We start from the raw sequence: 26,403 nt of genomic DNA on the forward strand, positions 1-26,403 counted from the left end.
ATGCCCGAAAATAAAAATAGTCCTCTAAAAATTTAATTATGAATGTAAATCTAGAATTGCTATATAAAATTGCTCAAAAACCTGCCCGTATGATTATCGGTCTTATGTCTGGTACTTCAATGGATGGCCTCGATGTCGCTTTATGCGAGATTTCAGGTGCTGGAGAAAGTACAAAAGTTACAGTAGTACAATTTGATACGGTTGAGTATTCCGAAGAAATAAAAACAGAAATTCAAAAAGTTTTTGCAAAACAAACCATTGATTTTCATGATCTTGTACTCTTAAATGAATGGATTGGCATACTGCATGCCAATATGATTTTACAATGCCTGAAAAGTTGGAATGTATCGAGTCATGACGTAGATTTAATTGCTTCACACGGACAAACAGTATTGCATCTCCCTAAAATTTTGCACCAGCAAGAAAAATTCCCAAATGCTACGTTACAAATTGGTGATGGTGACCACATTGCTGTAAAAACAGGAATTATAACCCTTTCCGATTTCAGGCAAAAACACCTCGCCGCAGGTGGTGAAGGAGCTCCTTTGGCGGTTTACGGTGATTATTTTATTTTTGGAAAAAAAGGCGAAAATCGTATTATGCTGAACATGGGCGGTATTGCAAATTTTACATACTTACCCTCAAGTATGAACCCCGAAGAGGTTTTTGTAACAGACACAGGAACTGGAAACACTTTAATTGATGCCTGTATCAGGCTATTTTATCCTGGTAAATCCTATGATAAAGATGCCGAAATTGCAAAACTTGGTGCTGTAAATCAATCGCTTTTGGAGGCATTAAAATCAAATAAATTCTTCAGGGATTCTTTCCCAAAAACTACGGGTCCGGAACTTTTTAATATCGAGTACGTTAGAAAAGCCCAAGCCCAAAGTAATACGGAAAACATTTCTCTTCCTGATGTATTGGCAACATTAACCAGATTTAGTGCCGAAACTATAGCCGAAGCAATTCAATATGCTATAGAAAACACAGAATACGATTTAGAAAGTTTTACTATTTATATGTCAGGTGGCGGCATGCACAATCCATTATTAGTAAGTTGGTTAAAAGAACTATTGTCTTGCCCTTTTTTAACGACTAATGACTTAGGGATTTCTGGTGATGCAAAAGAAGCAGTATTATTTGCTGTTTTAGCCAATGAAACGATTTCGGGCGGAGGCTCTGATTTTGGTTCACGCAAAGGAATTCCTTCGGTTTCTATGGGGAAAATATCATTTCCAAATTAAGAGCTCAACTGAAAATCTATTTCATTCATAAAGGAAGATAGAATTTTTACAGTAACAGAGGCATCGTAAATGATTAATTCAAAACAAACTAATTTTTAAAGTGTAACATTTATAGCTCATCCAATAGTAAATATTTTGAAAGAAAATTTACTTTAAACCGACATAGAAAAATTTTGGCAAAGAAATTGCGCTAATGAAATAAGTCAAATTTTATCTGGATTTTAACTGATAAATTTCGCTAAAAAAACTATTTTTGAATACTTTATAAACACAACAATAATGAAGAATTACAAACATATAGGATTTCTTACCATGTTTCTTTTACTTTCGTTTTCGAATGTAAAAGCGCAAATGATGGCTACAAATCCAAAAAATGAATTTAGAGCAGTTTGGATTGCCACAGTTGTTAATATTGACTGGCCAAAAAGTAGTACGGACAATGTTAACAAACAAAAAGCGGATTATATTGAGATTTTAGATACGTATAAAAAACTAAATTATAATGCCGTAATTGTTCAGATTCGAAGTGTTGGTGATGCTTTTTATCCAACAAAACTAGCACCTTGGTCTCGTTTTTTGACCGGGAAAGAAGGACAAGCCCCAAAACCTTATTTTGACACATTAGCTTGGATGATTGCTGAAACTCATGCCCGTGGATTTGAATTTCATGCCTGGTTAAATCCGTACCGCGCTACAATGGATTACAATACCTCGCTTTTAAGTCCGGAACATGACTATTTTAAGTATCCGGAATGGATGATCAAATACGGCGGAAAATATTATTATAATCCTGCATTACCCGAAGTTCAAAAGCATTTATTGACGGTTGTCGAAGAAGTTGTTCAAAATTATGACATTGATGCCATTCATTTTGACGACTATTTTTATCCGTACAGAATAAAAGGAGAAGTATTTAACGATACGGATTCTTTCAAAAAATATGGAAACGGAATGAGTTTAGAGGATTGGAGACGTTCGAATGTGAATACTTTTGTGAAGGATGTTTCGGTTTCGATTAAAAATATAAAACCTTGGGTACAATTTGGTATCAGCCCGTTTGGAGTTTGGAGAAATAAATCAGTGGATCCAAAAGGTTCCGAAACAGAAGCGGGACAAACTAATTACGATGATTTATTCGCTGATCCGTTAGCGTGGATGGAAAACAAATGGATTGATTACCTTGTTCCGCAATTGTACTGGAGCATGGACCATCCTAAAGCTTCGTATTCAAAATTATTGCGTTGGTGGTCTGAAAATTCAACAAATACCGCAATCTACATTGGAAACGGGACTTATAAAATCAACACTGATTCTGATAAAAGATGGAATAATCCAAATGAAATTCCGAATCAAATAGACATTACAAGATCCTACAAAAACATTCAGGGAAATGCTTTTTTTAGTGCCAAATCATTTTTGAACAAAAATCAAAGTGTGACTAAATTACTAACAGAAAACCAATACAAATATCCTGCTCTTCCTACTGTGGTGCCTAGTTCTGTAAAAAAAATGGCCATCGTACCCACAGCGAACAACATTTTGATAGATCCTATTTCATCAAGATTTAATGTCACCTATCCTTTATACAGTAAAGTGCGTTACGTTATGGTTTATGGCGCAAAATTTAATTCAAAAATTGATGTCAACGATCCAAGCCAAATTATTGATAAAATAGCATTTAAAGATAACATTGATACTGTTGAAGTTGTGATACCAACTTATAAATTAGACAAAAATACAACCTGCGCCATTACATTCATTGATTTTTATGGTAATGAAAGTGAAGCAACTTTAGTGAACTTTACGCTATAAAATTTAATCGAATATAATACGCTAAAAATGAAAACAGACAATAGACCTTGGTATTGGATTCCCGTTTTAAACTTTGCTTCCGGCTTGCCTTATGCCATCATTATTTCGGTATCGGTGATTATGTATAAAAACCTCGGAATCAATAATAAGGACATCGGAATTTATACCAGTTTACTCTATTTACCGTGGGTAATTAAACCGTTGTGGAGTCCGTTTATTGATCTCTATTCGACTAAAAGAAAATGGTTTTTAAGCATGCAATTGCTAATTTCCCTTGCTTTTTTAATTGTGGGTTTAACAATTCCTTTGAGTAATTTTTTCGTTATCAGTTTAGCCGTTTTTTGGGTTGCCGCATTTGCTTCGGCTTCTAATGATGTGGCCAGCGATGGATTTTATATGTTGGCTTTAGAAAAAGACCAACAATCCTTTTTCCTTGGGATTCGAAGTACTTTTTATAGACTTTCCATGCTTACCGGAAACGGATTAATCGTGGTTATTGCCGGTTATCTGGAACAAGAATATGGCGATAAACAAAAAGCATGGTCGTATACAATGGTAGTTGTAGGATTAATTATGACCGTAATTACAATTTACAATTATTTTTCGACTCCAAAAACCGAAACAAAAATCGTAGAAACAAAAACGGAATCTGTTCCAAGTAAAAGTTTTGGAGCCGTTTTCGCTACTTTTTTTCAAAAGAAACAAATTGGTTTAGTTTTGGCTTTCATTCTATTATTCAGATTAGGGGAATCTCAACTATTAAAAATGCTAACTCCTTTTTTAATCGATCCGATAGCTGCAGGCGGAATGGGTTTAACCACTCAGGATGTTGGCGTTATTTATGGAACTTTTGGAGTGATTTCACTTACTGTCGGTGGTATTTTGGGCGGCATCGTCATTTCTAGAGATGGATTAGGAAAGTGGATGCTACCGATGATTTTAGCCATGCACTTACCCATAATAGGATTCATTTTATTGTCTCATTTTCATCCTGGCTCTGTTTTCTATATTTATGCAACGGTAATTGCGGAACAATTTGGTTATGGTTTTGGTTTTGCTGCTTTCATGATGTACTTGATTTATGTAGCCGATGGCGAATCTAAAACGTCCCACTACTCGATCGCAACCGGATTTATGGCTTTAGGAATGATGCTTCCGGGAATGTTGAGCGGGTTTATCCAAGAATATTTGGGCTATGGAAATTTCTTTATTTGGGTGTTTTTGGCAACCATTCCAGGATTAATACTTTCCAGATTTTTAATCTTTCCTGCCGATTTTGGAAAGAAATCCGAACAAGAATAAACAAACTAGCTTTTTTTTTAACATATAAGTCATATGAGTTTATTTAAGTAAGTAAGACTCTCTTAAAATAACTGTTTTTTTACAACCACTTTTATGTAATTATTTATTCTGTATAATTTAACTTACATGACTTATATGTTTAAAATTAATATCATATTCATTTCAAAATGACATTAGAACAAAAAATAGGACAATTTTTCTTCCCAGCCGTTTTCATCAATGATACAGAAGAAAACATTCAAGCTACCGAACGATTAATTAGAGAGTATAATATAGGCGGACTGACCTTTTTTCACAGCCGAGCCAGCGCTGCGACGAATTATGAAACCAAGAAAAAAATAGTCTTGAATGATGATAGTTTTAAGCGTCTAAAAGAACTCATCGTCAGGTATCAAAATTGCGCTACGACTCCGTTATTAATGAGTATTGATGCCGAATGGGGATTAGCCATGCGCGTCGAAAAAACACCTCAGTATCCGTATGCGATTACCCTTGGCGCTTTACCGAATAGTGAAAAACATTTGGTTTACGAAGTCGGGAAGCAAATTGGTTTAGACTTAAAATCGGTTGGGATTCATTATAATTTAGCGCCATTGGCGGATATCAATAATAATCCTAATAATCCTGTAATTGGATACCGTTCTTTTGGTCAAAACAAAGAAAAAGTAGCTGATTTTGCTCTTGAATATCTCAGAGGAATGAATGATGTCGGGATTTTAGGTTGTCTCAAACATTTTCCCGGACACGGAAATACGAATGTCGATTCACATTTAGGACTACCAGTTTTAAAAGAAACACTGGAAGAATTATTAGCCAATGAATTAGTTCCTTTTATAAAAGGAATCGAGAATAATGTCGATTCGATTATGATTGGTCATTTGGCAGTTCCTGCTTTAAATGAAGGAAAAGACACTTCGGCGACATTATCAAAATCAGTAATCGAAACACTTTTGCGAAAGCAATTGGGGTATGATGGTTTAGTGATTTCGGATGCGTTGAATATGCACAGCGTTTCTAAATTATATGACCAAAAAGGACAACTGGAATGGGAAGCTTTCAATGCCGGAAATGATGTGTTATGTTTTGCCGAAAATGCGCCCGAAGGAATCCAGGAAATCCTAAAAAATGCAACCTCCGAAAGAATTGAAGCCAGTTTTCAACGCATCTGGAAATGCAAAGAAAAAGCAGGAATTGTAGATGGAAAACTAAGTTTGCCAAACCTTTCAGGAAATGACTTTGATTTTGAAACTACCTCGAAATTAAATCTAAAAATTGCTCAAAACTGCATTACAAAAATAAAAGACAATCACAATACCGTGACCGTTTTTGATGCTAAAAACAGAGAGGATCTTGCCAAAATCAGCATCTATAAGAATACCGATAATTCATTTTTCAAGAACTTATCTGCTGCTTTACCTTCACCTGAATTTAGTTATGAAACTGGGGGGAATTCCGTTCTGAATGAATTAGAAAAAAACCTGAATAAATTTGACACGCTAGTCATTTCTTTATTTGTTCCAAAGGCAAAACCTTTAAATAATTTTGATATTGAAGAATCCGTACTTCAATTTTTAGGCAACTTATTTACGACCAAAAAATGTGTGTTGTATGTTTTTGGGAATCCGTATGCCCTACAAGTTATCCCAAATCTGGAACATGCTTTAGGAATTGTAGAAATGTATCAAGATTTTACAGAATTTCAAGAAACCGCTGCTGAGCAACTTTTAGAAAACACAAAATGCAAAGGAACTCTACCTGTGGTGGTTAGTGGTCTATAGTTTACCGTTTACATTTCGCAAAAAAACAAGCATAAGAAATACTTATTTTAAAATAAATATTTATAATCATAATTTATAACAATTGCCTTTTGTTTGAGCTATTTTTGCACCATCAAAAAAAATAACTAAAAAGTAAATAAAATGTCATTAGTAGGTAAAAAATTTCCAAGTATTGCAGTAGACGCTATTTCTGAAATGGGTGATAATTTAAAAATCAACATTTTTGAAGAAGCTACAAAAAACAACAAAAAAGTACTTTTGTTTTGGTACCCAAAAGATTTTACATTTGTTTGTCCAACTGAATTACATGCTTTTCAAGCAGCTTTACCAGAATTCGAAAAAAGAAATACAATTGTTATAGGTGCATCTTGTGATACGAATGAAGTACACTTTGCATGGTTAAATACTCCAAAAAATAATGGTGGAATTGAAGGAGTTACGTATCCAATTCTTGCTGATACTAACAGAAACTTATCTAATATTTTAGGAATCCTTGATATTGAAGAAACTGGTTATAGTGAAGAAACAGATTCTATCATTATTGAAGGTTCAAATGTAACTTACAGAGCTACTTACCTTATCGATGAAACTGGAAAAATTTTCCACGAAAGTGTAAACGATATGCCATTAGGTCGTAATGTAAATGAATATTTACGTATGGTTGATGCTTACACGCACATTCAAGAAAAAGGTGAAGTTTGTCCTGCAAACTGGGAAGCTGGAAAAGAAGCAATGAGCGCTGACAGAAAAAGTACTGCAGAATACTTGAGTTTAAACTAGTTCAATAACAATTTTAATGGCAATAATCAATTTCAATACTACATATTGATTATTGCTATTGATTTTTGAAATTTTAAAAATATGTTAATCGAATTAACCGAAGATACGTTACAGGATTTAATTACAAAAGACGAAAAAGTAGTCGTTCAATTTTCGGCATCATGGTGCGGAAATTGCCGAATTATGAAGCCTAAATTCAAAAAATTAGCTTCAGAAAACGAAACAATCACTTTTGCTCTTGTTGATGCTGAAAATTTTCCAGAATCCAGAAAATTAGCGAATGTGAGTAATTTGCCAACTTTTGCCACTTTTGTAAATGGTAAACTGGTAAACGAAACACAAACCAATAAACAAGAAGTGCTGATTGAATTAGTAAACGAAATCGTTTAAAAAAAAGTTAAAAGTTAGCGGTTAGGAGTTAGATGTTTAAATATTCCCCACTTCTAACTCACAACTTATAACCTCATAACTTACATCTAATGAAATTACCCGTAATTAAGCATTTAACGCAGTTTATAGAAGAAAATGATGAAGATTACATCATAGAAACAATCGAAGTTCTGGAAGCAATGACTGAAATTTCGTCATTGAAAGATGAAGAATTAGATGTTATTGGGGAATTAATTTCTAATATGTATGGCGCTTTAGAAGTTAATAAGCTGGTAAAAACCGGAACTGATAAAAAAGAAGCTTTAAACACTTTCATGAAACGTGTTCTGGGTTCTATCGATAAATAAAAGAATTTTTAATTCAATATTTCTAAAACGCACTCCATTTCTAAAACGCACTCCGCAACGAGTGCGTTTTTTTATACAATAAATTAAAAACACATTGGAATCTTACGGTTGATAATTTGAGCCAAAATGATAAACTTATCGCGACATTTGAGAACAAATTCTTAAATAATTTTCATACTTTTGAACCTCATTAAAAAACAAACATTATGGCTTCAATAACATTAGGAGGAAATCCAATACATACTTCAGGGGAATTACCAAAAGTAGGCACAAAAATCGCTGATTTTAAATTAGTTAAAAGCGATCTTTCCATTGCTACATTAAGCGACTTTGCCGGTAAAAAATTAGTATTGAATATTTTTCCAAGTATCGATACCGACACCTGTGCCATGTCAGTTAGAAAATTTAACGAAAGTGCAAGCAAATTAGAAAACACTAATGTATTATGCATTTCCAGAGATTTACCTTTTGCCCAGAAACGTTTTTGTGGTGCTGAAGGACTTGCAAATATTGTTAATTTATCTGATTTTCCAGAAGGAAATTTTGGTAAAACTAATGGTTTAGAAATCACTGATGGTCCATTAGCAGGATTGCATTCCAGAGCTATAATTGTAGTTGATGAAAACGGAACAGTTACCCACACGGAACAAGTTGCTGAAATTGCAGATGAGCCAAATTATGAAGCTGCATTAGCAGTACTTTAAAAAGATCTGAATGGAATTTCAAAAAGATACTACTTTCTTTACCGGAAGATTAAAAAGCGTCACTTATGCTATTAAGGGTGCCGGAAAATTGATTACTACTGAGCACAGTGTTATGGTTCAATTTTCGATAGGAATATTGATGACTATTGCTGGTTTTTATTTTGGCATTTCTAAAACAGAATGGCTTTTTCAGACCTTGGCTATTGGTTTAGTTTTAAGTGTTGAAGGTTTAAATACAGCAATTGAAAAAATTGCTGATTTTATTCATCCTAATTACCATGAAAGAATTGGTTTTATAAAGGATATTGCTGCAGGAGCTGTACTTATGGCAGCTATGACGGCAATAACAATCGGTTTAATCATATACATCCCAATATTACTTTAGATAATAGTATAATCAAGAATGGCAAAAACAAAAAAAACAGCACCTTTGGATAAAAAAAATGATGCTAAAGCTGAGGGAAATAATCCGTCAAAAATCACCAAACAACACAAAATTGTTTTTGGTTCTCTTTTGGTATTGTTTTCAATAGCGTTACTATTTGCGTTTATTTCCTTTTTCATTTACGGACAACAAGACCAAAGCGCTGTTAGAGAATTAACTAATAGAGCTGAAATAGTTCACAATTGGTTGGGGAAATTTGGCGCTTTTTTAGCCGATTTACTTGTTTATAAAGGTTTTGGAATTGCCGCATTTATATTCGTACGCTTATTTTTCCTTACCGGCATATATATGATTCTTGGTATTTCTTTAGGAAAGCTTAAGAATATTTGGTTTTGGGATTTATTCGTGATTATAATCTTATCCGTTTTATTTGGATTTTTTGCCACTTCAGTCCCAGAATTAGGAGGAACTATTGGATATGAATTGAATTTATTCCTGCAAGATTACATTGGAAAAACAGGAACACTATTGATTTTGTTTTTCGGACTAATCATCTATATAATTTTCAAAATCAAGCTTTCACCGGAGAGTATTCAGGCCTTTTTTGATACCACCAAAAAAGAAATGAAAGCGGTTTCAATCACCAATCCGCTAAATAATGGAAAAAGTGGTTATAATCTGGAAGAATTTGCTGTTGTTGAGGAAAATCTGGATGACATTCATTTAAAAATGAATGGTTCACAATTCGAAATCAACAAAGAAGCGTTGAAACCAACCATCAGCAATTCATCTGATATTAACAGAGATCCCGTTGCAAAACCGCTTGCCATGCAAGTTACGCCAGTTGCAACTCCCGAAGTTATTTCGAATGCTGACGATTCTTTTGTAATAGAAACGGCTCCGGAAGAAGATATTATCGAAGAAAATTTAGCCTCTCGATTGGTCGCTGATTTTGGATTATTCGACCCAACTTTGGATTTATCCAATTATAAGTTTCCTACGATTGATTTGTTAAAAGAATATTCGACCGGTGGAATTACCATCAATCAGGAAGAATTAGAAGAAAATAAAAACAGAATTGTCGATACGCTTCGCAATTATAAAATTGAAATTGCACAAATAAAAGCGACCGTTGGACCATCGGTTACCTTATATGAAATTGTACCGGAAGCGGGAATTCGTATTTCAAAAATCAAAAGTTTAGAAGATGATATCGCGTTGTCACTATCCGCATTAGGAATTCGTATCATTGCTCCTATTCCAGGAAAAGGAACCATAGGAATTGAGGTTCCTAACAAGAACCCAACGATGGTTTCTATGAAAAGTGTCATTGGCTCAGCTAAATTTCAGGAAGCTGAAATGGAATTACCAATCGCTCTTGGAAAAACAATTTCGAACGAAACTTTTGTGGTGGATTTAGCCAAAATGCCTCACTTATTGATGGCAGGTGCTACCGGACAAGGAAAATCGGTTGGATTGAATGCCGTTCTGACTTCGCTTTTGTACAAAAAGCATCCAGCCGAAGTTAAATTTGTATTGGTCGATCCTAAAAAAGTAGAGTTAACACTTTTTAATAAAATTGAAAGGCATTATTTAGCGAAACTTCCAGATATGGATGATGCTATTATTACCGATAATGCAAAAGTGGTGAATACCCTAAATTCGCTGTGTGTGGAAATGGACAACCGCTATTCTTTATTGAAAGATGCGATGGTGCGTAACATCAAAGAATACAACGATAAATTTAAGGCTCGAAAACTGAATCCTGAAAACGGTCACCGATTTTTACCTTATATTGTTCTTGTTGTAGATGAGTTTGCTGATTTGATTATGACCGCTGGAAAAGAAGTTGAAGTTCCTATAGCCCGTTTAGCACAATTAGCGCGAGCTATTGGAATCCACTTAATTATAGCAACACAAAGACCATCGGTGAATGTAATTACAGGTTTGATAAAGGCAAATTTCCCTGCGAGAATAGCTTTTAGAGTTACCTCAAAAATTGATTCCCGAACCATTCTGGATACTCAGGGTGCAGATCAATTGATAGGGCGTGGTGATATGCTTTACACTAACGGAAATGATGTGGTGCGTGTACAATGTGCCTTTATCGATACTCCCGAAGTAGAAAAAATTACTGATTTCATAGGTTCACAAAAAGCGTATGCAACGGCTTATTTACTTCCGGAATTTGTAGGAGAAGAAAGTGGCATTAATCTTGATATGGATATCTCCGACAGAGATACTTTGTTTAGAGAAGCCGCCGAAATTATTGTAAATGCACAACAAGGCTCCGCTTCATTGTTACAAAGAAAACTAAAATTAGGCTACAACAGAGCAGGTCGATTGATTGATCAACTGGAAGCTGCAGGAATTGTAGGCCCGTTTGAAGGAAGCAAAGCACGTAGTGTAAATATTCTGGATATGAGTTCTCTTGATCAATTTTTCAACAATGAACAAAATAATTAATACCATGAAATCAAAAATTCAAGAATCTAAAAAAAACAATACAGAAAGTATGGGTAAAAAACTCCTTTTAATTGCAGCATTATTATTTTTTAGTTTCTCAATACAAGCACAAGACAAAAAAGCAAAAGAACTTTTAGATCAAGTTACCGCTAAAGTTAAAAACTACAATACAATCGTAATCGATTTCAAGTATTCTTTGAATAATGCTAAGGAAAACATCAATCAGGACAGTAAAGGAAATGTAACCATGAAGGGAAATCAATATGTTTTGAATTTCATGGGAGTGACTAAAATTTTTGATGGCAAAAAAACATACACTATTGTTCCCGAAGATGAAGAAATTACTATTTCTAAAGTTAACGAAAAAGACGATAATGCCATTACACCTTCAAAAATGCTAACTTTTTTCAATACTGGCTATAAATACAATATGGATATTTTACAGAACGTAAAAGGTCGAAAAATTCAGTATATAAAATTAGTTCCCACCAATTCGAAAGATCAAAGAAAAGAAGTTTTACTAGGAATCGATATCCAAACAAAACACATCTATAACTTAATAGAAATAGGTAAAAAAGGTACAAAAACAACTTTAACGGTTAATTCTTTCAAAACCAACCAACCTTTGTCAAAAAATCAATTTACATTTGCGGAAAGTAAATATCCAAATTACTACATCAACAAATTAGATTAATCTATTCGGTGAAAATTCTTGACAAATACTTATTAAAAACATTCTTGACTACATTTACCACGGTATTTGTAATCCTATTTTTCATTTTTATACTTCAAACAGTCTGGTTATTCATATCTGAATTGGCCGGTAAAGATTTAGACTTACTAATGATTATTAAATTCCTGGCATTTTCTATGCCTCGAATTGTACCATTGGTATTGCCTCTTTCTATACTATTGTCTTCAATAATGACTTTTGGTAACTTGGCCGAAAATTATGAATTTGCAGCGATGAAATCCTCCGGAATTTCGTTGCAAAGAGCCATGAGAAGTTTAACTGTTTTTATATCATTATTAAGCATCGTTGCTTTTTTGTTTGCAAATAATGTGATTCCTTATGCTGAATATAAATTCATTAATTTCAGAAAAAACATTGCACAGGTAAAACCGGCATTGGCAATAGCCGAAGGTCAGTTTAACGATGTGGGTTTTTACAATATCAAAGTGAATAAAAAATCCGGTGAACAAGGTAATATTCTTACCGGAGTAACAATTCACAAAAAATCGAACATTGGTGACGGAAGCAAAACCGTGATTAAAGCAAAAGATGGTGAGTTAATCAGCAGTGAACAATCTAGTATTTTACAATTAGTCCTAAACGATGGATATTACTACGAAGATATTGTTCCAAAAAAATATGAAGATCGCAGTAAAATGCCTTTTGCAAAAAGTTCCTTTAAGAAACACATCATCAATATTGATTTGTCTGAATTAAATAAGACAGATGTAACAGATGAAAGTGTTGCTAATACGAACACCATGCTAAACGTTAATGAATTAAAGTATACCTTGGATTCCTTAAATAAGAACATAAAAAACGACATTATTTCATTTTCTGAGAACAGCAATCTGCGAGTTGGTATTCCTTTAAATAAAAAACTGGAGAAAGCAACAAAAAGAAAACCACTTCCTAAAGATATTTTGTCATTATATACTTTAGAACAAAAATCGGATATTTTAAAAATAGCGGTTAGTAATCTTACCAGTACAACCTATTCCATTGATACTACTAAAGCAGAATTAGACAATAAACAAAAGAATATCAATAAACATTTATTGGCCTTTTACGATAAATTTGTAATTGTTTTTGCTTGTTTTCTAATGTTTTTCATCGGAGCACCATTAGGAGCAATTATCAGAAAAGGTGGTTTGGGACTTCCAATTGTTTTTGCTATTCTAATCTTTATAACATTTCACTTTATAAATACTTTTGGAAAAAGAATTGCGCAGGAAAATGAAATGACTCCTTTTATGGGAGCTTGGTTATCCTCATTAATTCTAACTCCATTAGCTGTTTTATTAACCTACAGAGCCACAAACGACATTGGATTAATAAACATGGATGTTATTTTAGCTCCATTCCAAAAAATAATTAAAAAAATACTACCATCACAAAATTAACAACACAAATGGTTATAAATAACATACAACTCAACACAATTGAAGAAGCGATAGAAGATATTCGTCAAGGGAAAATTATTATTGTTGTTGATGATGAAGATCGAGAAAACGAAGGTGATTTTTTGGCTGCAGCCGAGAAAGTAACCCCTGAAATGATTAATTTCATGGCAACACACGGACGAGGATTGATTTGTGCTCCACTGACGGAAAGCCGATGTAAAGAACTAGGTCTTCATGTAATGGTAAGTAACAATACTGATCCAATGGAAACCGCTTTTACCGTTTCGGTAGATTTAAGAGGTAATGGAGTAACTACAGGAATCTCTGCCGCTGACAGAGCAAAAACTATTTTGTCATTGGTTGATTCTAAAACTAAACCACATGATTTAGCACGTCCAGGACACATATTTCCTCTTATTGCAAAACAAGGTGGCGTATTAAGAAGAACAGGGCATACCGAAGCTGCTATAGATTTCGCAAGATTAGCAGGATTTAAATCAGCAGGTGTGATTGTAGAAATCATGAACGAAGATGGTTCGATGGCTCGTCTCCCGCAATTAGTGGAAGTTGCTAAAAAATTCGATTTGAAATTAGTTTCAATTGAAGCTTTAGTGGCGTATAGAATGCAACACGATAGTTTGATTGTTAAAAAAGAAGATTTTGACATTGAGACCCGTTTTGGTACTTTCAGACTACGAGCGTATCAACAAACGACCAATAAACAAATACACATTGCTTTGACCAAAGGGACTTGGAATTTGGGAGAATCGATTTTAACAAGAATCAATTCCTCACAGGTGAATAATGATTTGTTAGGCACATTGACTAATAATGCAGACCAACAACTGGATGACATGTTCCAAGTAATTAATGAGGAAGGAAAAGGTGCTGTTATTTTCATCAATCAGGATATGCAATCCGTAAATTTACTAAATCGCATAGCTGAACTTAAATCATTACAAACTCAAGGAGTAATGAAAGCACCAAAAATTATCATCGACAGTAAAGATTTTGGAATTGGAGCTCAAATATTGCATGATATTGACATCTCAAAAATTAGATTGGTATCTAATGCTGAGCAAACCAAACGTGTTGGAATGATAGGATACGGGTTAGAAATAACAGAATATGTAAAGTATTAAACCCATTTATTAATTTTTTGCAAAAATAAGTTTCATCTAAAGTAAAGAAAATGAAACCTTTAAAAAGTAGTCCTGAAAATAGATGCTTTTTTTATAAAAATAGATTTGCATAACCAAAAAAGGTTCTTATATTTGCACTCGCAATCAGGTAATGAAAGCGACATACTGGAGAAATGGCAGAGCGGTCGAATGCGGCAGTCTTGAAAACTGTTGACTGTAACAGGTCCGGGGGTTCGAATCCCTCTTTCTCCGCAAAAAAAACCCGAAACGAAAGTTTCGGGTTTTTTGTTTTCAAGCCTGCGCTAAAAGTAGACTTGAAAACAAAAAACAAACCAAAATTCATTTTGGTTTAGGTTTTCTTTGCACGGTTCTCCATTCACAGGATCAACGGAATCAATGTCTCTCCACCAGTAGAAATAATAAAAGGGCTTCTCACATTCCCCCTCCTTCCTATTCCGGAAGAATTAATTCTGAAATATGCCAATCATCCACAATGCATAAATGAAGATAAACTATTACCCGTTCTAACCAACCAAAAAACGAACAGCCATCTAAAGGAAATAGCGGATGTCTGCGGCATCAAAAAAGATCTAACCTTCCACAATTTCCAGACATACTTTTGCAACCACTGTAACACTTACAAATGGCTTTCCCATAGAAAGTGTGAGCAAAATATTGACAACAACGTTTCTTTATCCTGCTTTGCAGTCCCCGAATGAAAAGTTGTCACTAAAAAGCCAGTCACTAAAAGATTTAAGCATCCGGAATTTCCAGCTCAACTAATTTTGCCAATTTCTCTAATGATTCCTGCCAACCTAAATAACACATTTCTGTTGGTATAACTGAAGGAATACCTTCTTGAATAATTTTAAGTTCTGTGCCGCAAGAAACCTTTTTGAGCCAAACCGAAGTCTTCATTTCACCAGGCAAATTAAGGTCTTCAAATTTGTCAGTATATTTAATAAATTCATTCGGCTTCAATTCCAGATATGTTCCGCCAAATGAGTGCCCATTTCCTGTGGAGAAATTAATAAAAGACATTCGGTAATTCCCGCCTTGTTTTACATCCATGCTATGAACAACACATAAAAAACCATAAGGAGGAAGCCATGATGCCATAGCATTAGCATCAGTAAACGCACGATAAATTTTTTCGGGAGATGCTTTAAGAACTCGATGTAATGATACGCAATTATTTGCCATAGTATTGATTTGGGTTAGTGATTATTAATGAAGAGGATGACTTGAAACATTAAACATCCAGCTGATTCCGAATTTGTCTTTGCAAGTTCCCCAGTAACCCCAGAATTCATCATGAGGTGCAACACTGTCTGTTCCACCTTGAGAAAGTTCTCTATACAAGCGGTCAGCTTCTTCTTTAGTATCTGGATTTAAACTGATTGTAACATTATTACCTTCAATCAATTTATGTCCCATGCTTTCAGGCATATCGGTTGCCATAATTTCTGTCCCGCCAAGTATTGGTAATGCAACATGCATTACTTTGTTCTTGTCAGCTTCTGAAAGTTCAGGCATACCCGGTTGAGCTGGAATGTCTTTCATTCTCATTATCGGAACAGAAAATTCTGTTTTGAAAACTTTTTTGTAGTAGTTAAATGCTTCTTCAGCGTTTCCCATGAAGTTGAGATAAATTGATACATGTCCCATGATGATTTGTTTTGCTTATCGTTATTGTAAAGATAAAGAATAATATCAAATGAATTATGCAACTGACACTGAGAACTATATGATTTATTATTTGTGAAATAAAAATATTTTATCTTGAAAGATGTGTAATAAAAAAAGGGAATTCCATTTTTGAAACTCTCTATTTAATTAGATAAATTTTTATCCAAATGCGTTTTACTATAACCGTAATTGTTTAATTTTTTCTAATGGAAGCGAAAAAGAGTTACAGTTTTTGATTTTAATTTTTCAAAGAAGCTACTGGAATAGGTTTTTATTTTAAACATTATAATAATTTAAAAAAACAACCAAAATATTACTGAATAAAGAAAGACAGAAATAAAAAGCAACAATAGTTTAAGGTTTTATATATTTATATAGGAGAGTTAATGATTCGTTAAAACTATGATTTACAGTTATTATGGAAAAAGCAAACTGTATCTTTGAGTGTGGTTTTGATTAATCACTTGAGTAAAACTATCTGAAAAGAAAAGCTAATTCAAATAGTCATTTCATACTGAACGGTATGAGTTGATAAATGGTAAATCAGAATCTACAATCGGAGGCCCTTTAAAAAGGCCTCCTTTTTTTAGGATTAATGTTTTCCCATTTCATGACTTTTCTTCGTCAACAATTAGTTTCAAAGAATTGATATAATCAGTATCAAATTCTATAACTCTTATTTTGTTTTGCTTGAAACTCATTTCACCCTCAAATTTCCCTTCGGTTCCCAAAAAATCTATTACCAGTTCTTCCTCATTTTGTGCTATGAGTTTACCGAGATAAACAGCTTTATCTGACTTTGTTGCAATCTGAAAAATCTCATATTTATTCGCTAGAAAATTTATAATTGAAGACAAATCTTTAAGCGGAATTATTTCGGCTGCGCTTGTTTTTAAACCTTTAAGTTTAATTACTCTTTCTGTGAATTCATGATCCTTGTCTTGAATAATTGACTTTACATTTTTGTTTTTTAATATCGTATAGCCATCAATTATAAAATCAACAGGATTATTTTTCAGTAAAATCCAATCTTCAGTCCAATCAATAAGAAAACCACTAAAAATTTCTTTTTTGTCGTCAAATTCTATTGAAATTAATTGTCGTAAGTATTTTTCCATTATGCTTTTTTAAGTTTCAAGAGCAGTTTTCCGCCAACGTCAGTTCTCCCGAAGCGTCGGGATAAAAACCTCTAGCCGAGTCAATTTTTGTTCACCAGAGGGTGAATACATTTAATTTAAACTACAATTATATCCTTTGTAAAAAAGACTTTCAATTAAGGCAATAATAATAATAATAATAATAAGGACGTCTAATCAGTTCCGTTCAACACAGGTTTACCTCATTAATTTTATTTATATTGATATTCGGTGATTGCAATTCATTCTTCATTTGCTACTTAGCCGTTGTGTACAGTTATTTTTGAACCCTTGCTAATAGCATTGAATTATTTTCTGAAAAATTTCTAGGGCTGTTTTCCTTAACCGTTTCGATCTTAAAAGAATTATCATCAATTATTTCTGCAATAAATGATAATTTTTCAGTTTCTTCATAACCTTCTGAATGCATGATAAAATCAATATTGATCGGTTTTGTTGTAGTATCGATACTATAAGTAATCGTTGCTTTTTTTCCGTTTATATAATAATCTTTACCGCCTAAAATGTTATCACCAATTTTTATCGATGCAGTTCCATCTTTTTCAAAAATAATATATCCGGTTTTACCTTTGTCGGTGCCTTTCCATTTTCCAATGAAATTGTATTCTTCTATATTTTTATAGGAAAAAGATAAAACGGTAAAACAAATTAAAAGTAATAAAATTCTTTTCATAGTTCAATTTTTCTAATTGTACACAACCCGTATAGATGCGAAATAAACCTTCCCATATACACCTATTTTGAGGTAGATTAGCGAAGGTTTGTTTCGCTTTATACATTTTCAAAAATAATCAAAAAAAAGATTACAAATCATCAAAAAGTTTTTGATTTCTCTACATCTTTCACCACCCACACAATTTGAGTCGGTGTTAGCCTAGAGCTGTCTTTCTTATTTGCCTTGTCCATAGATTTAATTTTCATTGGGATTTTATTAACAGCTTAGCCTCCTTAAACTCCAATAGTACCTGTCTTGACCTCACCAGCTCGCTTGTAGTTGGCAATAATCACTCCAGTTGGCGTAGCCAAACTCTCCGTTAATGTAAATGCTGCCGGAATCGTGCCATCGTCAAACAACTTTTTTCCTGTTCCAAGAGTCAATGGGTAAATTTTGAGCCTGAGTTCGTCCACTAAATCATTCTTAAGTAACAGCTGAATAAGTTTACCGCTGCCCCAAACTTGAATATCAGAACCTTCTGAATTTTTGAGCTTTTTAATATCTTCCAAACTTTCGATAAATACGGTATTTTTCCAGTTTGCCTTTTTCATAGTCTTGGACATAACGTATTTTGTGCCATCATTGATGCCAGGCCAAATATCTGCATGTTCAGGCCAGAAGGAGGCCCAAATCTCAAACGTTTTCCTGCCCAAAAGATAATCTGCTGATTGTTTCAGCTCTTTTTGCACCACCTTACCTCCAACTTCGTCATCATAAGGAGCAACCCAACCGCCATATTTGAAACCGCCTGATGTATCTTCCTCAGGTCCTCCGGGTGCTTGCAGTACTCCATCTAATGTAATCATTGATAAGACGATTATTTTTCTCATGTAATTACAGTTTTTAATTGTTAGTAATTATTGTTTGAATCTAAATTGCATCTTGCAAGCGGCAGCCAAACGGCTTTGCAGAAATTGTCTGCGGTTACTGTCCGCTGTCAAATTTAAAAGTTGAGCTGTCGTTATACGGTTGGGGCTAACTTATTTACTTACTCCATTTTTAGATTAAAAATGGAGTATATCTGTTTATTTTTTGTTACACACACAACTCTCTAGCTGAGTTTTGTATTTCAAGTCCACAAAACCATTTCTACTATGCTCATGGTCTTTCTCATTACCTTAAAGACACTAATTTTATGTAAAAAAAGACACCTCATAGCCTCATTTTCATATATTCTTATTACAGTCTACGAAATCCAGTAGCTTAAAAACAAACCTCGCTTAAAAGGACTTAAACGAGGTTGTTTTTATGTTGGTTTGTACCGATTTAGATTTTTAGAACGGCTGTACAACAGCTACCGATGTTGTGCGTTCGGCTTTTTTTCACGCCATTACCGCTATCATTTTTAAAGTCTGTTCGCCCAAAGTTCTGTCCCCTATGATTTCAACTGTATCAAATACTTGTTCAGGTTTCCAACTTTTTGAAAACAGTTTCCAAGCTGTATTTGGATCAATTGTTACTTGACAATTAGCATCAAGATTATCGTCTTTGCTTACTATCCAGCTATCATCTGTTTTTATGATGCTCCACAGTCCACCAATATCTGTTGAAACTTTGAGTGATACAACTGTTCTAATTTCTGCAGAAACATCACTAAAAGTATAAGGAAAGGCATACATAAATGTATCAAGGAATGGATAATATAGTTCTTTAGTCATAATTCCTGGCTTCCCAACTGCATCTCTAATTTGTTGTTGATGCAAAAATTTTTCGGTGTATTCCCTTGCAATGTGAAACCAATTTTGAGATGTTTCTTGTCCTGCCCAAGCAACTGAAAACACAGAGTTATCATATGGATTTAACGTTTGAAGATGTTCAAAATATTCATTTCCTGTTATTTCTAAAAGATTTGTCAATACTTGTGGACTTAATCTTTTTGTAGCATTTGTCCAAGTCGCATTCAAATGATTTAAAAAGGCAACAAGATCTTGATAAGAGTTTATGTTTTCGGGTTTTTCTCCAAAATAGCCGTCCCTTGATGTTGATAAGGATCTCAGATTTCCGTCAAGCAGGTGAGAAGCTACATCTTTTACTTTCCATAGTTTTGCAATTGTTTGAGCATTCCACTCTTCCTCTGTTAGAGATTTTAAAAGTTCAATTAGCATCTTGTCCAATATTGGAAAAAGATGTAAAGTCTGTATTTTGATTTCATCTTTCATTTTCTACGCTCTCGTTTTAAGCTGACGCACAACGTCAATCCGTCTAAAAACCTTCAAACGAACTGATTTTATTAATTATAAAGTAAATATATGAGATTTAAACTATATTTTTTTTCTTTCTGGAAAAAGTCACTTTCTCGTTTTTAAAAGACAAACGCCAGAAAAAACAACCATTTATCACTGCGAAAAAAAAAGACTATAAATCCTCTTGATATTTTATCCGAAAACTTTACGAAAACACCATAGTGTTAACGGACTTGTAACTGGTTCCATTTAACACGAGTTTCATTGTTCGTACTGCGCACGCAACAAAACTCTAGCTGTTACCTGTAGGCATTTTAATCTCACTCAATTTATGTATCAAAGAATGTCTATTAATTCTCTATATTTTTTGTTTGTCATATCTGTAAAGACCATAAATAACTATACCAATTATAATTTCAATTAAGCCTCCTGTCAATGCAGAGGGAAAGCCTCCTGCTTCCATTCTAAAAAGAGTATAAGCTGCCAATCCCAGAATAGTTCCCAAAACCCAATAAAGGCGTATACCGTAAATACTTGCAAAGGTTAGGTATCGTCCAGCAATTATCATCAACATTCCTTGAAAAAACCATTCAACTTTAATCAGAGACAAACCATAAGCTAACGGAATACACATAATCATCCATATTGTACCTTCCATTGCAAGTTTTCCAAGAGGGTTATTCTTATTATGTCCGCCTTTAATACCCATTAGTTTTCCAATTAATGCTGCCATTGGGAAGATGAACATTCCTCCAATAATTAAAGTCCAGATACCTTTTTGTGATGAATGGTAATTCACAATTAAGCTCGAAAATACCCAAACAATCCCTGAAACAAAAACACCGATTGAGCCATAGCCGTAGCCATCTCTCATATCACCTTGAGCATCTTGTAAATTACCGATATTTAAATTTTTATTTGTCATAGTTACGTTAGATTCTTGAGTCTGTTTTTTGCTTGAAGTTTGACGTTCCCTTGCTACAATAGGTTTAGGACTAAATTAAGATTTATTTTTCGGTTATAGCTAAACTTCCAAACGTAAAACCAACTTTAAATTAAGCCTAAACCCGCCATATTGCCAAACAGCGGTTGGCGATAGTGTTTATTAATCTGTTGTATTTTTAATTTAGTCAATTATTCTGTTAAATATTATACTTAATACTACTAAAATTGGCAATGCTAGCCAAGCAGTAAACACTAATTCGATTCCATTTTGTCCGCCACTTCCATAACATAATATTTTACTATTAGAAAATAAACTTCCAATGCTTGATTGAATACAAACATATTCAACTAAATTAAATATTATCAATTTTGTTTTTAAAGTTTCTAATTTCTCAATAGTAATGTTTCTAATATATTTTATGAAAGTAATTGGCAAAGCTATTCCAATAATTGTTGTTAAAGTCCAAATTACTTTCCACGAAATAGAGCATTCTATTCCACCTGAACTCAATAGCATTTGCGTTCCAATTAATCCAATAGCAGTAAATCCAGGAACAAAAATTCCAATTACAGAAAAAATAATTGTTGGTTTTAAAAAGTCAAAATTTATGTTTTCCAATTCTATTGTATTTTATAGTTTTTTCGAGTAACATAACTGCCAACTTGTACATACAAGCCATAAAATGGCTTTTTTATTGTTTAGCTAATATATAGTTTTTTTATTACAAATGATTAAACGGACTTTTTATTTGTTGCATCCTTTAGGGTCGGGGTAAAATGAAAATTTTATAAGGTATAGAGAATTACTCTTTTATCATGAAAGTAAAAAACAATTCACTGTCATTCTCAGCTTGTCAAAGGACACCACTCGCAATTCACTAAAAAATACCTAGTCAATTCTCGAATCACACACTATACTGTTTGTTGCTACCATTATAAAACTATAGGTTTGAGGTCTTAATCAAATCTATAGTCACAATCCAGTGGTACGAAATTCTAATAGCAATACCGGTCATAATCGCTGGTACCTACATACATGGTAAAATTTATGAGCATAAAAAGAACTGGTTTAAAAACGATAGCTGGAGAACTAGACGAAAGAAATGAAAATATATTGGTAGCGTCTTTGTTTATCATACATTTTTTTCTGATAATGTGGAAAACCATAAAGGATAATAGAAATGTTTTTGTATGTTTGGTATAGCCCAATAAAAAACCATTTTATGGCAAAAAGTCAACCTAATTTGGATGGATTTAAGCCAATTTGTGGCTGGTATAGACAAGTTGACAATAATTATGAACCGTAATAATACCAAAAGAATATAATAAATGGATAAGATTAATTTATTAGTTATTGTGACAATAATCTCCTTGTTTATTTCATTATTTCTTGCATTTTTTCTGGTTACAGTTAAAACAAAGCACAAGATAAGTAATTCTCTTTTTGCTATTTTTCTACTACTAAGTGCAATAGATAACATTGATCCTTTATTAAGCTTAGTAGTTAATAATCCCTCAAATTTGGGAATGCTTAGAAATACATTTGCTTTTTTCCAAATTCCTGTTTTTTATCTCTATGTAGTATCGGTTTGTTATTCCGATTTTAAGTTTAAACCAAAATACATCATACATCTACTTCCGTTTTTAATTGCGAATGTAATTTTATTACCTCGTTTTTATATAGTAGATCTTGCTTCTAAAATTAGTTTTCTTAAAAACCGTCAAAATATGATAGAACTACAGTTCACTCATATTCTTATACATATTCAAATAGTTATCTATTTTATTGCCGTTTTTATGATATTGAGAAAAGCCAAAAAGCTATATCTTGAAAATCATGCAGGTACAAGTGTTAATTCCTATAATTGGTTGTTTCAGTTTACGATTGTGCTGACTATTTTATATTTGATTACCCTCGTAAAAAACATTTTTAAATTTTCGGATTATCCAAACATCTCTGAATGGATAAAAATTGGGCTCCTGGTATTTCAGCTAGTTATTGTTTGTTGGTATTTATTTAAAGCATTAAATAATCCTGGTTTATTTAGAAATATCGATTCAAAATTAAAACTTGTTTCCGATATTATTTTAGAAGAAAAAAATAGTTTGCCATTAGCTATAAATGAAAAAGAGTACAATGAGGAGTTATTGAAATTGCAGCAGTATATGATTGAAGAAAAGCCATTTCTTAATCCTTCCCTAACAATTCAAGATATTTCTAACAATATTGAAATTCCTGTTCGAGACTTATCTCTTTTAATTAATCATAAATTAGAGCAGCATTTTTACGATTTCGTTAATACCTATCGTATAGAGAATGCTATGGATATTTTAAAAGATGTTACAAAAAGTAAGCTAACTATTTTAGAAATTCTATACGATGTAGGTTTTAATTCAAAATCTTCTTTTAATACGGCTTTTAAAAAACACACCGGTAACACACCTACTACTTACCGCAAAACATTACAAAACAACACTTTGTAATTACTCGTACTTCCTTTATACATAACTCGAACGCATTCTTTTGATTAAATGCGTTCGAGTTATTTTATTCGGTCGCACAGCACCAGACTCTTTCTCAAATTTGTATCGAAATAATTTTTTAACCTAAAACACGATACAATGAAAACTTCATTAACATTTTCGGCAGTGCTATTATTAATAAGCACATTTTCTTTTGGACAAGACATCTCTAAAAAGATTGATTCAATAATAAAGGATAATTATCAAAAAAATCCGGACGTAGGTATTAGCGTTGGTTTTATCAAAAATAATGAAGAGTACTATACAGCATATGGTAAATTAAATAAAGAAAGTCAAATTGATATTAATAAAAATTCCATATTCGAAATTGCATCTATTACTAAAATTTTGACTTCAAATTTAATTGCTCAAGCGGTTATTGATAATAAAATAAATTTAGACGATTATATAGACAACTACCTTCCTTCTGCCTATGTTTTACATGAAAATCTTAAAAATAAAATAAAAATATCAGATTTAGCTTCTCATCAATCCGGTTTACCTGATATAGATTTTGGAAAGTTAATAGAACTAAATCCGCAACAACCTGTAAGTAATGTAACAGAAGAAACATTGACCACTATAATCAATAATTGTACTGAACTAAAAGATTATGGAAAATATCGTTATTCAACCATTGGCTATACTTTACTTGGGCAAATTTTAGAAAAGGCTTATGGTAAGAATTATGATGAAATAATTCGTAAAAAAATAGTAAAGCCATTACAAATGACAAATACATTGACTAAAGATTTTAATGTAAAAAATAGAACAACTGGTTACAACCCCAATGGCGGTATTCAGGAATTCTTCAATTGGAATGTTACTGCATCTGCCGGATTAGTAAAATCTAATGCTTCTGATATGGTTACCTATTTGAAAGCGGTCTTAAATAAAGAAACTACAATAGGTAAAGCTGCCATGGTTACGGAAAAAATCTTCTATAAAGATGAAAAAAGAGAAATGGGATTAGGCCTGAATATTAGTACCGATGACCAAAACACCATTTATTTAAAATCAGGAGATTCTATGGGACAATCTTCGATTATATGTTACAATAGAACTAAAAATTGGGGAATTATCATACTTCTAAACCAAAGGAACTCAAAAATGAGACAAGACCTGTTGAATAAAATTAATGATACAGTCTTGAAATAAATACAATCGCCAGATAACAGCGGCTTCACACAAAATCGCAAATACAATTTTAACCTAAAACACAATACAATGAAACATATTATTTATTTACTACTTCTTATAGTAACAATTGCAAGTGGTCAAACAAACAAAAAAGTATTGTCAAAAGAAAGAGACTACAGCTTTCTTACGGACAGTTTAAATATTGAACAACAATTAGAAAAACATAAACTAGCAGGATTTAGTCTTGTGGTTTTTGAAAACTACGAGATCGTCTATTCAAAACAATTTGGTGTGAAATCAATCAATTCTAAAGAAAAGATAGATCAAAATACTGCTTTTTCTACAGCATCAATTTCAAAACCAATAACAGCACTTCTTTGTTTTATGCTTGAAGAGAAAGGATTGGTTAATTTAGACGATCCAATAGATGGTTATCTAAAACGTTGGCATTTGCCAAAGAGTAAGTTTACCGAAAATAACAGCCCAACCTGGAGACAATTTCTTAATCATACCGCTGGTACAACCCAAGGTGGATTTGCAGATTACTATGAAGGCGATACAATCCCGACAATAAAACAAAGTCTTTTAGGAAAGATTCCGCGATATGATAAAGAAATTGAGTTCTTGTTTACCCCTGGCACTAATTGGGAATATAGTGGTGGTGGTTATGTAATTGTTCAAATGGCATTAGAAGATACTTTTAATAAACCTATTGCAGAACTTGCTAAAGAATATATATTTTCACCTCTTGGTTTGAAAAACACAACAATGATACAGCCTAATGAAAATGGATTCCTGACAAATGTAGCTCTAGTTCACGATGAAAATGAAAAAGTTATTAAAAACAGGCTTGCCAATCACGCCACAAGTTGGAGCATCAGGAATGTGGTCCACGCCGACTGATTTAGCTAAACTTTCCATTGAGATACAAAATGCTTTACGCAATAAAAATAACAAAGTGATTTCTCATAGTGTTGCAAAAAAAGTAACAGAAGTAACCGCTTTAAAAAATGCTGTTGGTGGCTGGAGTTATGGATGGCAAAAGTCTTTTGGTTACAATAACTATGATTGGTTTTCGTGTAATGGTTCCAATACTGGAGTTGGTGGTAACATTTTGGCTACGATGACAGATGGCAACGGATTAGTATATCTTGCCAATGGCGAAAAACCGAATCGTTTTCCTGTGATGAACTATACTCGAAATAAAATTCTGGCAGTGATGAACTGGAACAAAACATCTAATGATGACATTCAAGAAATACCTTTAAGTCTAAAAGAAAAACTAATTGGAACTTATGACGATTTTCTTTATGGACAGAAAATGGAAACCAAAATAGTAGAAAAGAATAACCGTCTCTATGTTGAATCTCCAATATTGGAACATTTTAAGGGAAAAAATGATAATGAGTTGGTGTATCTGAAAAATGGATCATTTAAAATTATAGATTATCCTAACTTGCTAAAATTCGATTTCAGCGCTGGAAAACCAAATTCTGTAATCTTAACAAGAGATAATCTGAATACTAAAATCCAACTAATTGATAAAGTAAAATAACTAGTGC

At 33.0% G+C, this 26,403-nt stretch carries 25 protein-coding genes and 1 tRNA gene; 18 read left to right on the plus strand and 8 right to left on the minus strand.

Annotation, left to right across the window (positions count from 1 at the left end; all coding sequences use genetic code 11):
* The first annotated feature begins 38 nt into the window (after nucleotides 1-38).
* The 14 genes from E0I26_RS09005 (at nucleotide 39) to E0I26_RS09070 (ending at nucleotide 14,741) form a co-directional block, all read left to right on the plus strand.
* Nucleotides 39-1,247, plus strand: a complete 1,209-nt coding sequence (locus tag E0I26_RS09005; protein ID WP_131916151.1) for an anhydro-N-acetylmuramic acid kinase — start codon at nucleotides 39-41, stop codon at nucleotides 1,245-1,247.
* A gap of 279 nt (nucleotides 1,248-1,526) precedes the next feature.
* Complete coding sequence (locus E0I26_RS09010) at nucleotides 1,527-3,059, plus strand: glycoside hydrolase family 10 protein (RefSeq protein WP_131916152.1); 1,533 nt, start codon at nucleotides 1,527-1,529, stop codon at nucleotides 3,057-3,059.
* 27 nt (nucleotides 3,060-3,086) lie between these two features.
* Nucleotides 3,087-4,361 carry an AmpG family muropeptide MFS transporter gene (locus E0I26_RS09015; protein ID WP_131916153.1) on the plus strand — a complete coding sequence of 425 codons (1,275 nt, stop codon included), beginning with the start codon at nucleotides 3,087-3,089 and terminating at the stop codon, nucleotides 4,359-4,361.
* 167 nt (nucleotides 4,362-4,528) lie between these two features.
* Complete coding sequence (locus tag E0I26_RS09020) at nucleotides 4,529-6,139, plus strand: glycoside hydrolase family 3 protein (protein WP_131916154.1); 1,611 nt, start codon at nucleotides 4,529-4,531, stop codon at nucleotides 6,137-6,139.
* Nucleotides 6,140-6,280: 141 nt separating this feature from the next.
* Nucleotides 6,281-6,919, plus strand: a complete 639-nt coding sequence (locus E0I26_RS09025; RefSeq protein ID WP_131916155.1) for a peroxiredoxin — start codon at nucleotides 6,281-6,283, stop codon at nucleotides 6,917-6,919.
* An 81-nt stretch (nucleotides 6,920-7,000) separates the two neighbouring features.
* Nucleotides 7,001-7,309 carry a thioredoxin family protein gene (locus E0I26_RS09030; protein ID WP_131916156.1) on the plus strand — a complete coding sequence of 103 codons (309 nt, stop codon included), beginning with the start codon at nucleotides 7,001-7,003 and terminating at the stop codon, nucleotides 7,307-7,309.
* A gap of 89 nt (nucleotides 7,310-7,398) precedes the next feature.
* On the plus strand, nucleotides 7,399-7,656 hold the full coding sequence (locus E0I26_RS09035) for a DUF6952 family protein (protein ID WP_091172168.1): 258 nt from the start codon (nucleotides 7,399-7,401) through the stop codon (nucleotides 7,654-7,656).
* Between the two features lie 206 nt (nucleotides 7,657-7,862).
* A complete protein-coding gene (gene tpx / locus E0I26_RS09040; protein ID WP_131916157.1) occupies nucleotides 7,863-8,360 on the plus strand; it encodes a thiol peroxidase in 498 nt (165 codons plus the stop codon).
* Between the two features lie 10 nt (nucleotides 8,361-8,370).
* Nucleotides 8,371-8,745, plus strand: coding sequence for a diacylglycerol kinase family protein (locus E0I26_RS09045; RefSeq protein ID WP_131916158.1), 375 nt, complete (start codon nucleotides 8,371-8,373; stop codon nucleotides 8,743-8,745).
* A gap of 18 nt (nucleotides 8,746-8,763) precedes the next feature.
* Nucleotides 8,764-11,211 (plus strand): DNA translocase FtsK, encoded by a 2,448-nt coding sequence (locus tag E0I26_RS09050; RefSeq protein WP_131916159.1) that lies wholly within the window; start codon nucleotides 8,764-8,766, stop codon nucleotides 11,209-11,211.
* Nucleotides 11,212-11,215: 4 nt separating this feature from the next.
* Nucleotides 11,216-11,905: a LolA family protein gene (locus E0I26_RS09055; protein WP_131916186.1), complete on the plus strand. Its 690-nt coding sequence runs from the start codon at nucleotides 11,216-11,218 to the stop codon at nucleotides 11,903-11,905.
* Between the two features lie 8 nt (nucleotides 11,906-11,913).
* Nucleotides 11,914-13,347, plus strand: a complete 1,434-nt coding sequence (locus E0I26_RS09060; RefSeq protein WP_131916160.1) for an LptF/LptG family permease — start codon at nucleotides 11,914-11,916, stop codon at nucleotides 13,345-13,347.
* Between the two features lie 8 nt (nucleotides 13,348-13,355).
* A complete protein-coding gene (gene ribB / locus E0I26_RS09065) occupies nucleotides 13,356-14,489 on the plus strand; it encodes a 3,4-dihydroxy-2-butanone-4-phosphate synthase (protein ID WP_131916161.1) in 1,134 nt (377 codons plus the stop codon).
* 167 nt (nucleotides 14,490-14,656) lie between these two features.
* Nucleotides 14,657-14,741: transfer RNA gene (locus E0I26_RS09070), tRNA-Ser, on the plus strand.
* Between the two features lie 501 nt (nucleotides 14,742-15,242).
* Here E0I26_RS09070 and E0I26_RS09080 read toward each other — a convergent pair.
* From E0I26_RS09080 to E0I26_RS09115, 8 genes are all read right to left on the minus strand, one after another.
* On the minus strand, nucleotides 15,243-15,692 hold the full coding sequence (locus tag E0I26_RS09080; RefSeq protein WP_131916162.1) for an SRPBCC family protein: 450 nt from the start codon (nucleotides 15,690-15,692) through the stop codon (nucleotides 15,243-15,245).
* A 24-nt stretch (nucleotides 15,693-15,716) separates the two neighbouring features.
* Complete coding sequence (locus E0I26_RS09085; RefSeq protein ID WP_131916163.1) at nucleotides 15,717-16,157, minus strand: VOC family protein; 441 nt, start codon at nucleotides 16,155-16,157, stop codon at nucleotides 15,717-15,719.
* A 629-nt stretch (nucleotides 16,158-16,786) separates the two neighbouring features.
* Nucleotides 16,787-17,296: a hypothetical protein gene (locus E0I26_RS09090; RefSeq protein ID WP_131916164.1), complete on the minus strand. Its 510-nt coding sequence runs from the start codon at nucleotides 17,294-17,296 to the stop codon at nucleotides 16,787-16,789.
* 295 nt (nucleotides 17,297-17,591) lie between these two features.
* Nucleotides 17,592-18,008: a hypothetical protein gene (locus E0I26_RS09095; protein ID WP_131916165.1), complete on the minus strand. Its 417-nt coding sequence runs from the start codon at nucleotides 18,006-18,008 to the stop codon at nucleotides 17,592-17,594.
* Between the two features lie 275 nt (nucleotides 18,009-18,283).
* The gene (locus tag E0I26_RS09100) at nucleotides 18,284-18,880 is read right to left on the minus strand and encodes a dihydrofolate reductase family protein (protein ID WP_131916166.1); all 597 of its coding nucleotides are present in this window, start codon (nucleotides 18,878-18,880) and stop codon (nucleotides 18,284-18,286) included.
* A gap of 492 nt (nucleotides 18,881-19,372) precedes the next feature.
* Complete coding sequence (locus tag E0I26_RS09105; RefSeq protein WP_131916167.1) at nucleotides 19,373-20,209, minus strand: maleylpyruvate isomerase N-terminal domain-containing protein; 837 nt, start codon at nucleotides 20,207-20,209, stop codon at nucleotides 19,373-19,375.
* A gap of 382 nt (nucleotides 20,210-20,591) precedes the next feature.
* A complete protein-coding gene (locus tag E0I26_RS09110; RefSeq protein WP_205728787.1) occupies nucleotides 20,592-21,158 on the minus strand; it encodes a DUF7010 family protein in 567 nt (188 codons plus the stop codon).
* A 201-nt stretch (nucleotides 21,159-21,359) separates the two neighbouring features.
* Nucleotides 21,360-21,797, minus strand: a complete 438-nt coding sequence (locus E0I26_RS09115; RefSeq protein ID WP_131916168.1) for a hypothetical protein — start codon at nucleotides 21,795-21,797, stop codon at nucleotides 21,360-21,362.
* Between the two features lie 710 nt (nucleotides 21,798-22,507).
* On the opposite strand from E0I26_RS09115, the gene E0I26_RS09120 reads away from it, so the two are divergent.
* From E0I26_RS09120 to E0I26_RS09135, 4 genes are all read left to right on the plus strand, one after another.
* The gene (locus E0I26_RS09120) at nucleotides 22,508-23,662 is read left to right on the plus strand and encodes a helix-turn-helix domain-containing protein (protein WP_131916169.1); all 1,155 of its coding nucleotides are present in this window, start codon (nucleotides 22,508-22,510) and stop codon (nucleotides 23,660-23,662) included.
* Nucleotides 23,663-23,800: 138 nt separating this feature from the next.
* Nucleotides 23,801-24,859, plus strand: a complete 1,059-nt coding sequence (locus E0I26_RS09125) for a serine hydrolase domain-containing protein (protein ID WP_131916170.1) — start codon at nucleotides 23,801-23,803, stop codon at nucleotides 24,857-24,859.
* A gap of 69 nt (nucleotides 24,860-24,928) precedes the next feature.
* Entirely contained in the window at nucleotides 24,929-25,744 is an 816-nt protein-coding gene (locus E0I26_RS09130) for a serine hydrolase domain-containing protein (protein WP_131916171.1), read from the plus strand.
* Nucleotides 25,668-26,396 (plus strand): beta-lactamase family protein, encoded by a 729-nt coding sequence (locus tag E0I26_RS09135; protein ID WP_165929431.1) that lies wholly within the window; start codon nucleotides 25,668-25,670, stop codon nucleotides 26,394-26,396. The genes E0I26_RS09130 and E0I26_RS09135 overlap by 77 nt, the downstream gene beginning before the upstream one ends.
* Nucleotides 26,397-26,403: the final 7 nt, after the last annotated feature.

The organism is Flavobacterium rhamnosiphilum (genome assembly GCF_004349195.1).
In the GTDB taxonomy this organism is placed as follows: domain Bacteria; phylum Bacteroidota; class Bacteroidia; order Flavobacteriales; family Flavobacteriaceae; genus Flavobacterium; species Flavobacterium rhamnosiphilum.

Excerpts from the sequence above, each read along its gene's own strand:
- E0I26_RS09030 (WP_131916156.1), top strand. The coding sequence starts at position 7,001 with ATGTTAATCGAATTAACCGAAGATACGTTACAGGATTTAATTACAAAA.
- E0I26_RS09025 (WP_131916155.1), top strand. The coding sequence starts at position 6,281 with ATGTCATTAGTAGGTAAAAAATTTCCAAGTATTGCAGTAGACGCTATT.
- E0I26_RS09080 (WP_131916162.1), bottom strand. The coding sequence starts at position 15,692 with ATGGCAAATAATTGCGTATCATTACATCGAGTTCTTAAAGCATCTCCC.
- E0I26_RS09105 (WP_131916167.1), bottom strand. The coding sequence starts at position 20,209 with ATGAAAGATGAAATCAAAATACAGACTTTACATCTTTTTCCAATATTG.
- E0I26_RS09045 (WP_131916158.1), top strand. The coding sequence starts at position 8,371 with ATGGAATTTCAAAAAGATACTACTTTCTTTACCGGAAGATTAAAAAGC.
- E0I26_RS09085 (WP_131916163.1), bottom strand. The coding sequence starts at position 16,157 with ATGGGACATGTATCAATTTATCTCAACTTCATGGGAAACGCTGAAGAA.
- E0I26_RS09050 (WP_131916159.1), top strand. The coding sequence starts at position 8,764 with ATGGCAAAAACAAAAAAAACAGCACCTTTGGATAAAAAAAATGATGCT.
- ribB (WP_131916161.1), top strand. The coding sequence starts at position 13,356 with ATGGTTATAAATAACATACAACTCAACACAATTGAAGAAGCGATAGAA.
- E0I26_RS09005 (WP_131916151.1), top strand. The coding sequence starts at position 39 with ATGAATGTAAATCTAGAATTGCTATATAAAATTGCTCAAAAACCTGCC.
- E0I26_RS09035 (WP_091172168.1), top strand. The coding sequence starts at position 7,399 with ATGAAATTACCCGTAATTAAGCATTTAACGCAGTTTATAGAAGAAAAT.
- E0I26_RS09055 (WP_131916186.1), top strand. The coding sequence starts at position 11,216 with ATGAAATCAAAAATTCAAGAATCTAAAAAAAACAATACAGAAAGTATG.
- E0I26_RS09120 (WP_131916169.1), top strand. The coding sequence starts at position 22,508 with ATGGATAAGATTAATTTATTAGTTATTGTGACAATAATCTCCTTGTTT.
- E0I26_RS09015 (WP_131916153.1), top strand. The coding sequence starts at position 3,087 with ATGAAAACAGACAATAGACCTTGGTATTGGATTCCCGTTTTAAACTTT.
- tpx (WP_131916157.1), top strand. The coding sequence starts at position 7,863 with ATGGCTTCAATAACATTAGGAGGAAATCCAATACATACTTCAGGGGAA.
- E0I26_RS09090 (WP_131916164.1), bottom strand. The coding sequence starts at position 17,296 with ATGGAAAAATACTTACGACAATTAATTTCAATAGAATTTGACGACAAA.
- E0I26_RS09125 (WP_131916170.1), top strand. The coding sequence starts at position 23,801 with ATGAAAACTTCATTAACATTTTCGGCAGTGCTATTATTAATAAGCACA.
- E0I26_RS09020 (WP_131916154.1), top strand. The coding sequence starts at position 4,529 with ATGACATTAGAACAAAAAATAGGACAATTTTTCTTCCCAGCCGTTTTC.
- E0I26_RS09135 (WP_165929431.1), top strand. The coding sequence starts at position 25,668 with ATGAAAAAGTTATTAAAAACAGGCTTGCCAATCACGCCACAAGTTGGA.
- E0I26_RS09100 (WP_131916166.1), bottom strand. The coding sequence starts at position 18,880 with ATGAGAAAAATAATCGTCTTATCAATGATTACATTAGATGGAGTACTG.
- E0I26_RS09095 (WP_131916165.1), bottom strand. The coding sequence starts at position 18,008 with ATGAAAAGAATTTTATTACTTTTAATTTGTTTTACCGTTTTATCTTTT.
- E0I26_RS09010 (WP_131916152.1), top strand. The coding sequence starts at position 1,527 with ATGAAGAATTACAAACATATAGGATTTCTTACCATGTTTCTTTTACTT.
- E0I26_RS09110 (WP_205728787.1), bottom strand. The coding sequence starts at position 21,158 with ATGACAAATAAAAATTTAAATATCGGTAATTTACAAGATGCTCAAGGT.
- E0I26_RS09130 (WP_131916171.1), top strand. The coding sequence starts at position 24,929 with ATGAAACATATTATTTATTTACTACTTCTTATAGTAACAATTGCAAGT.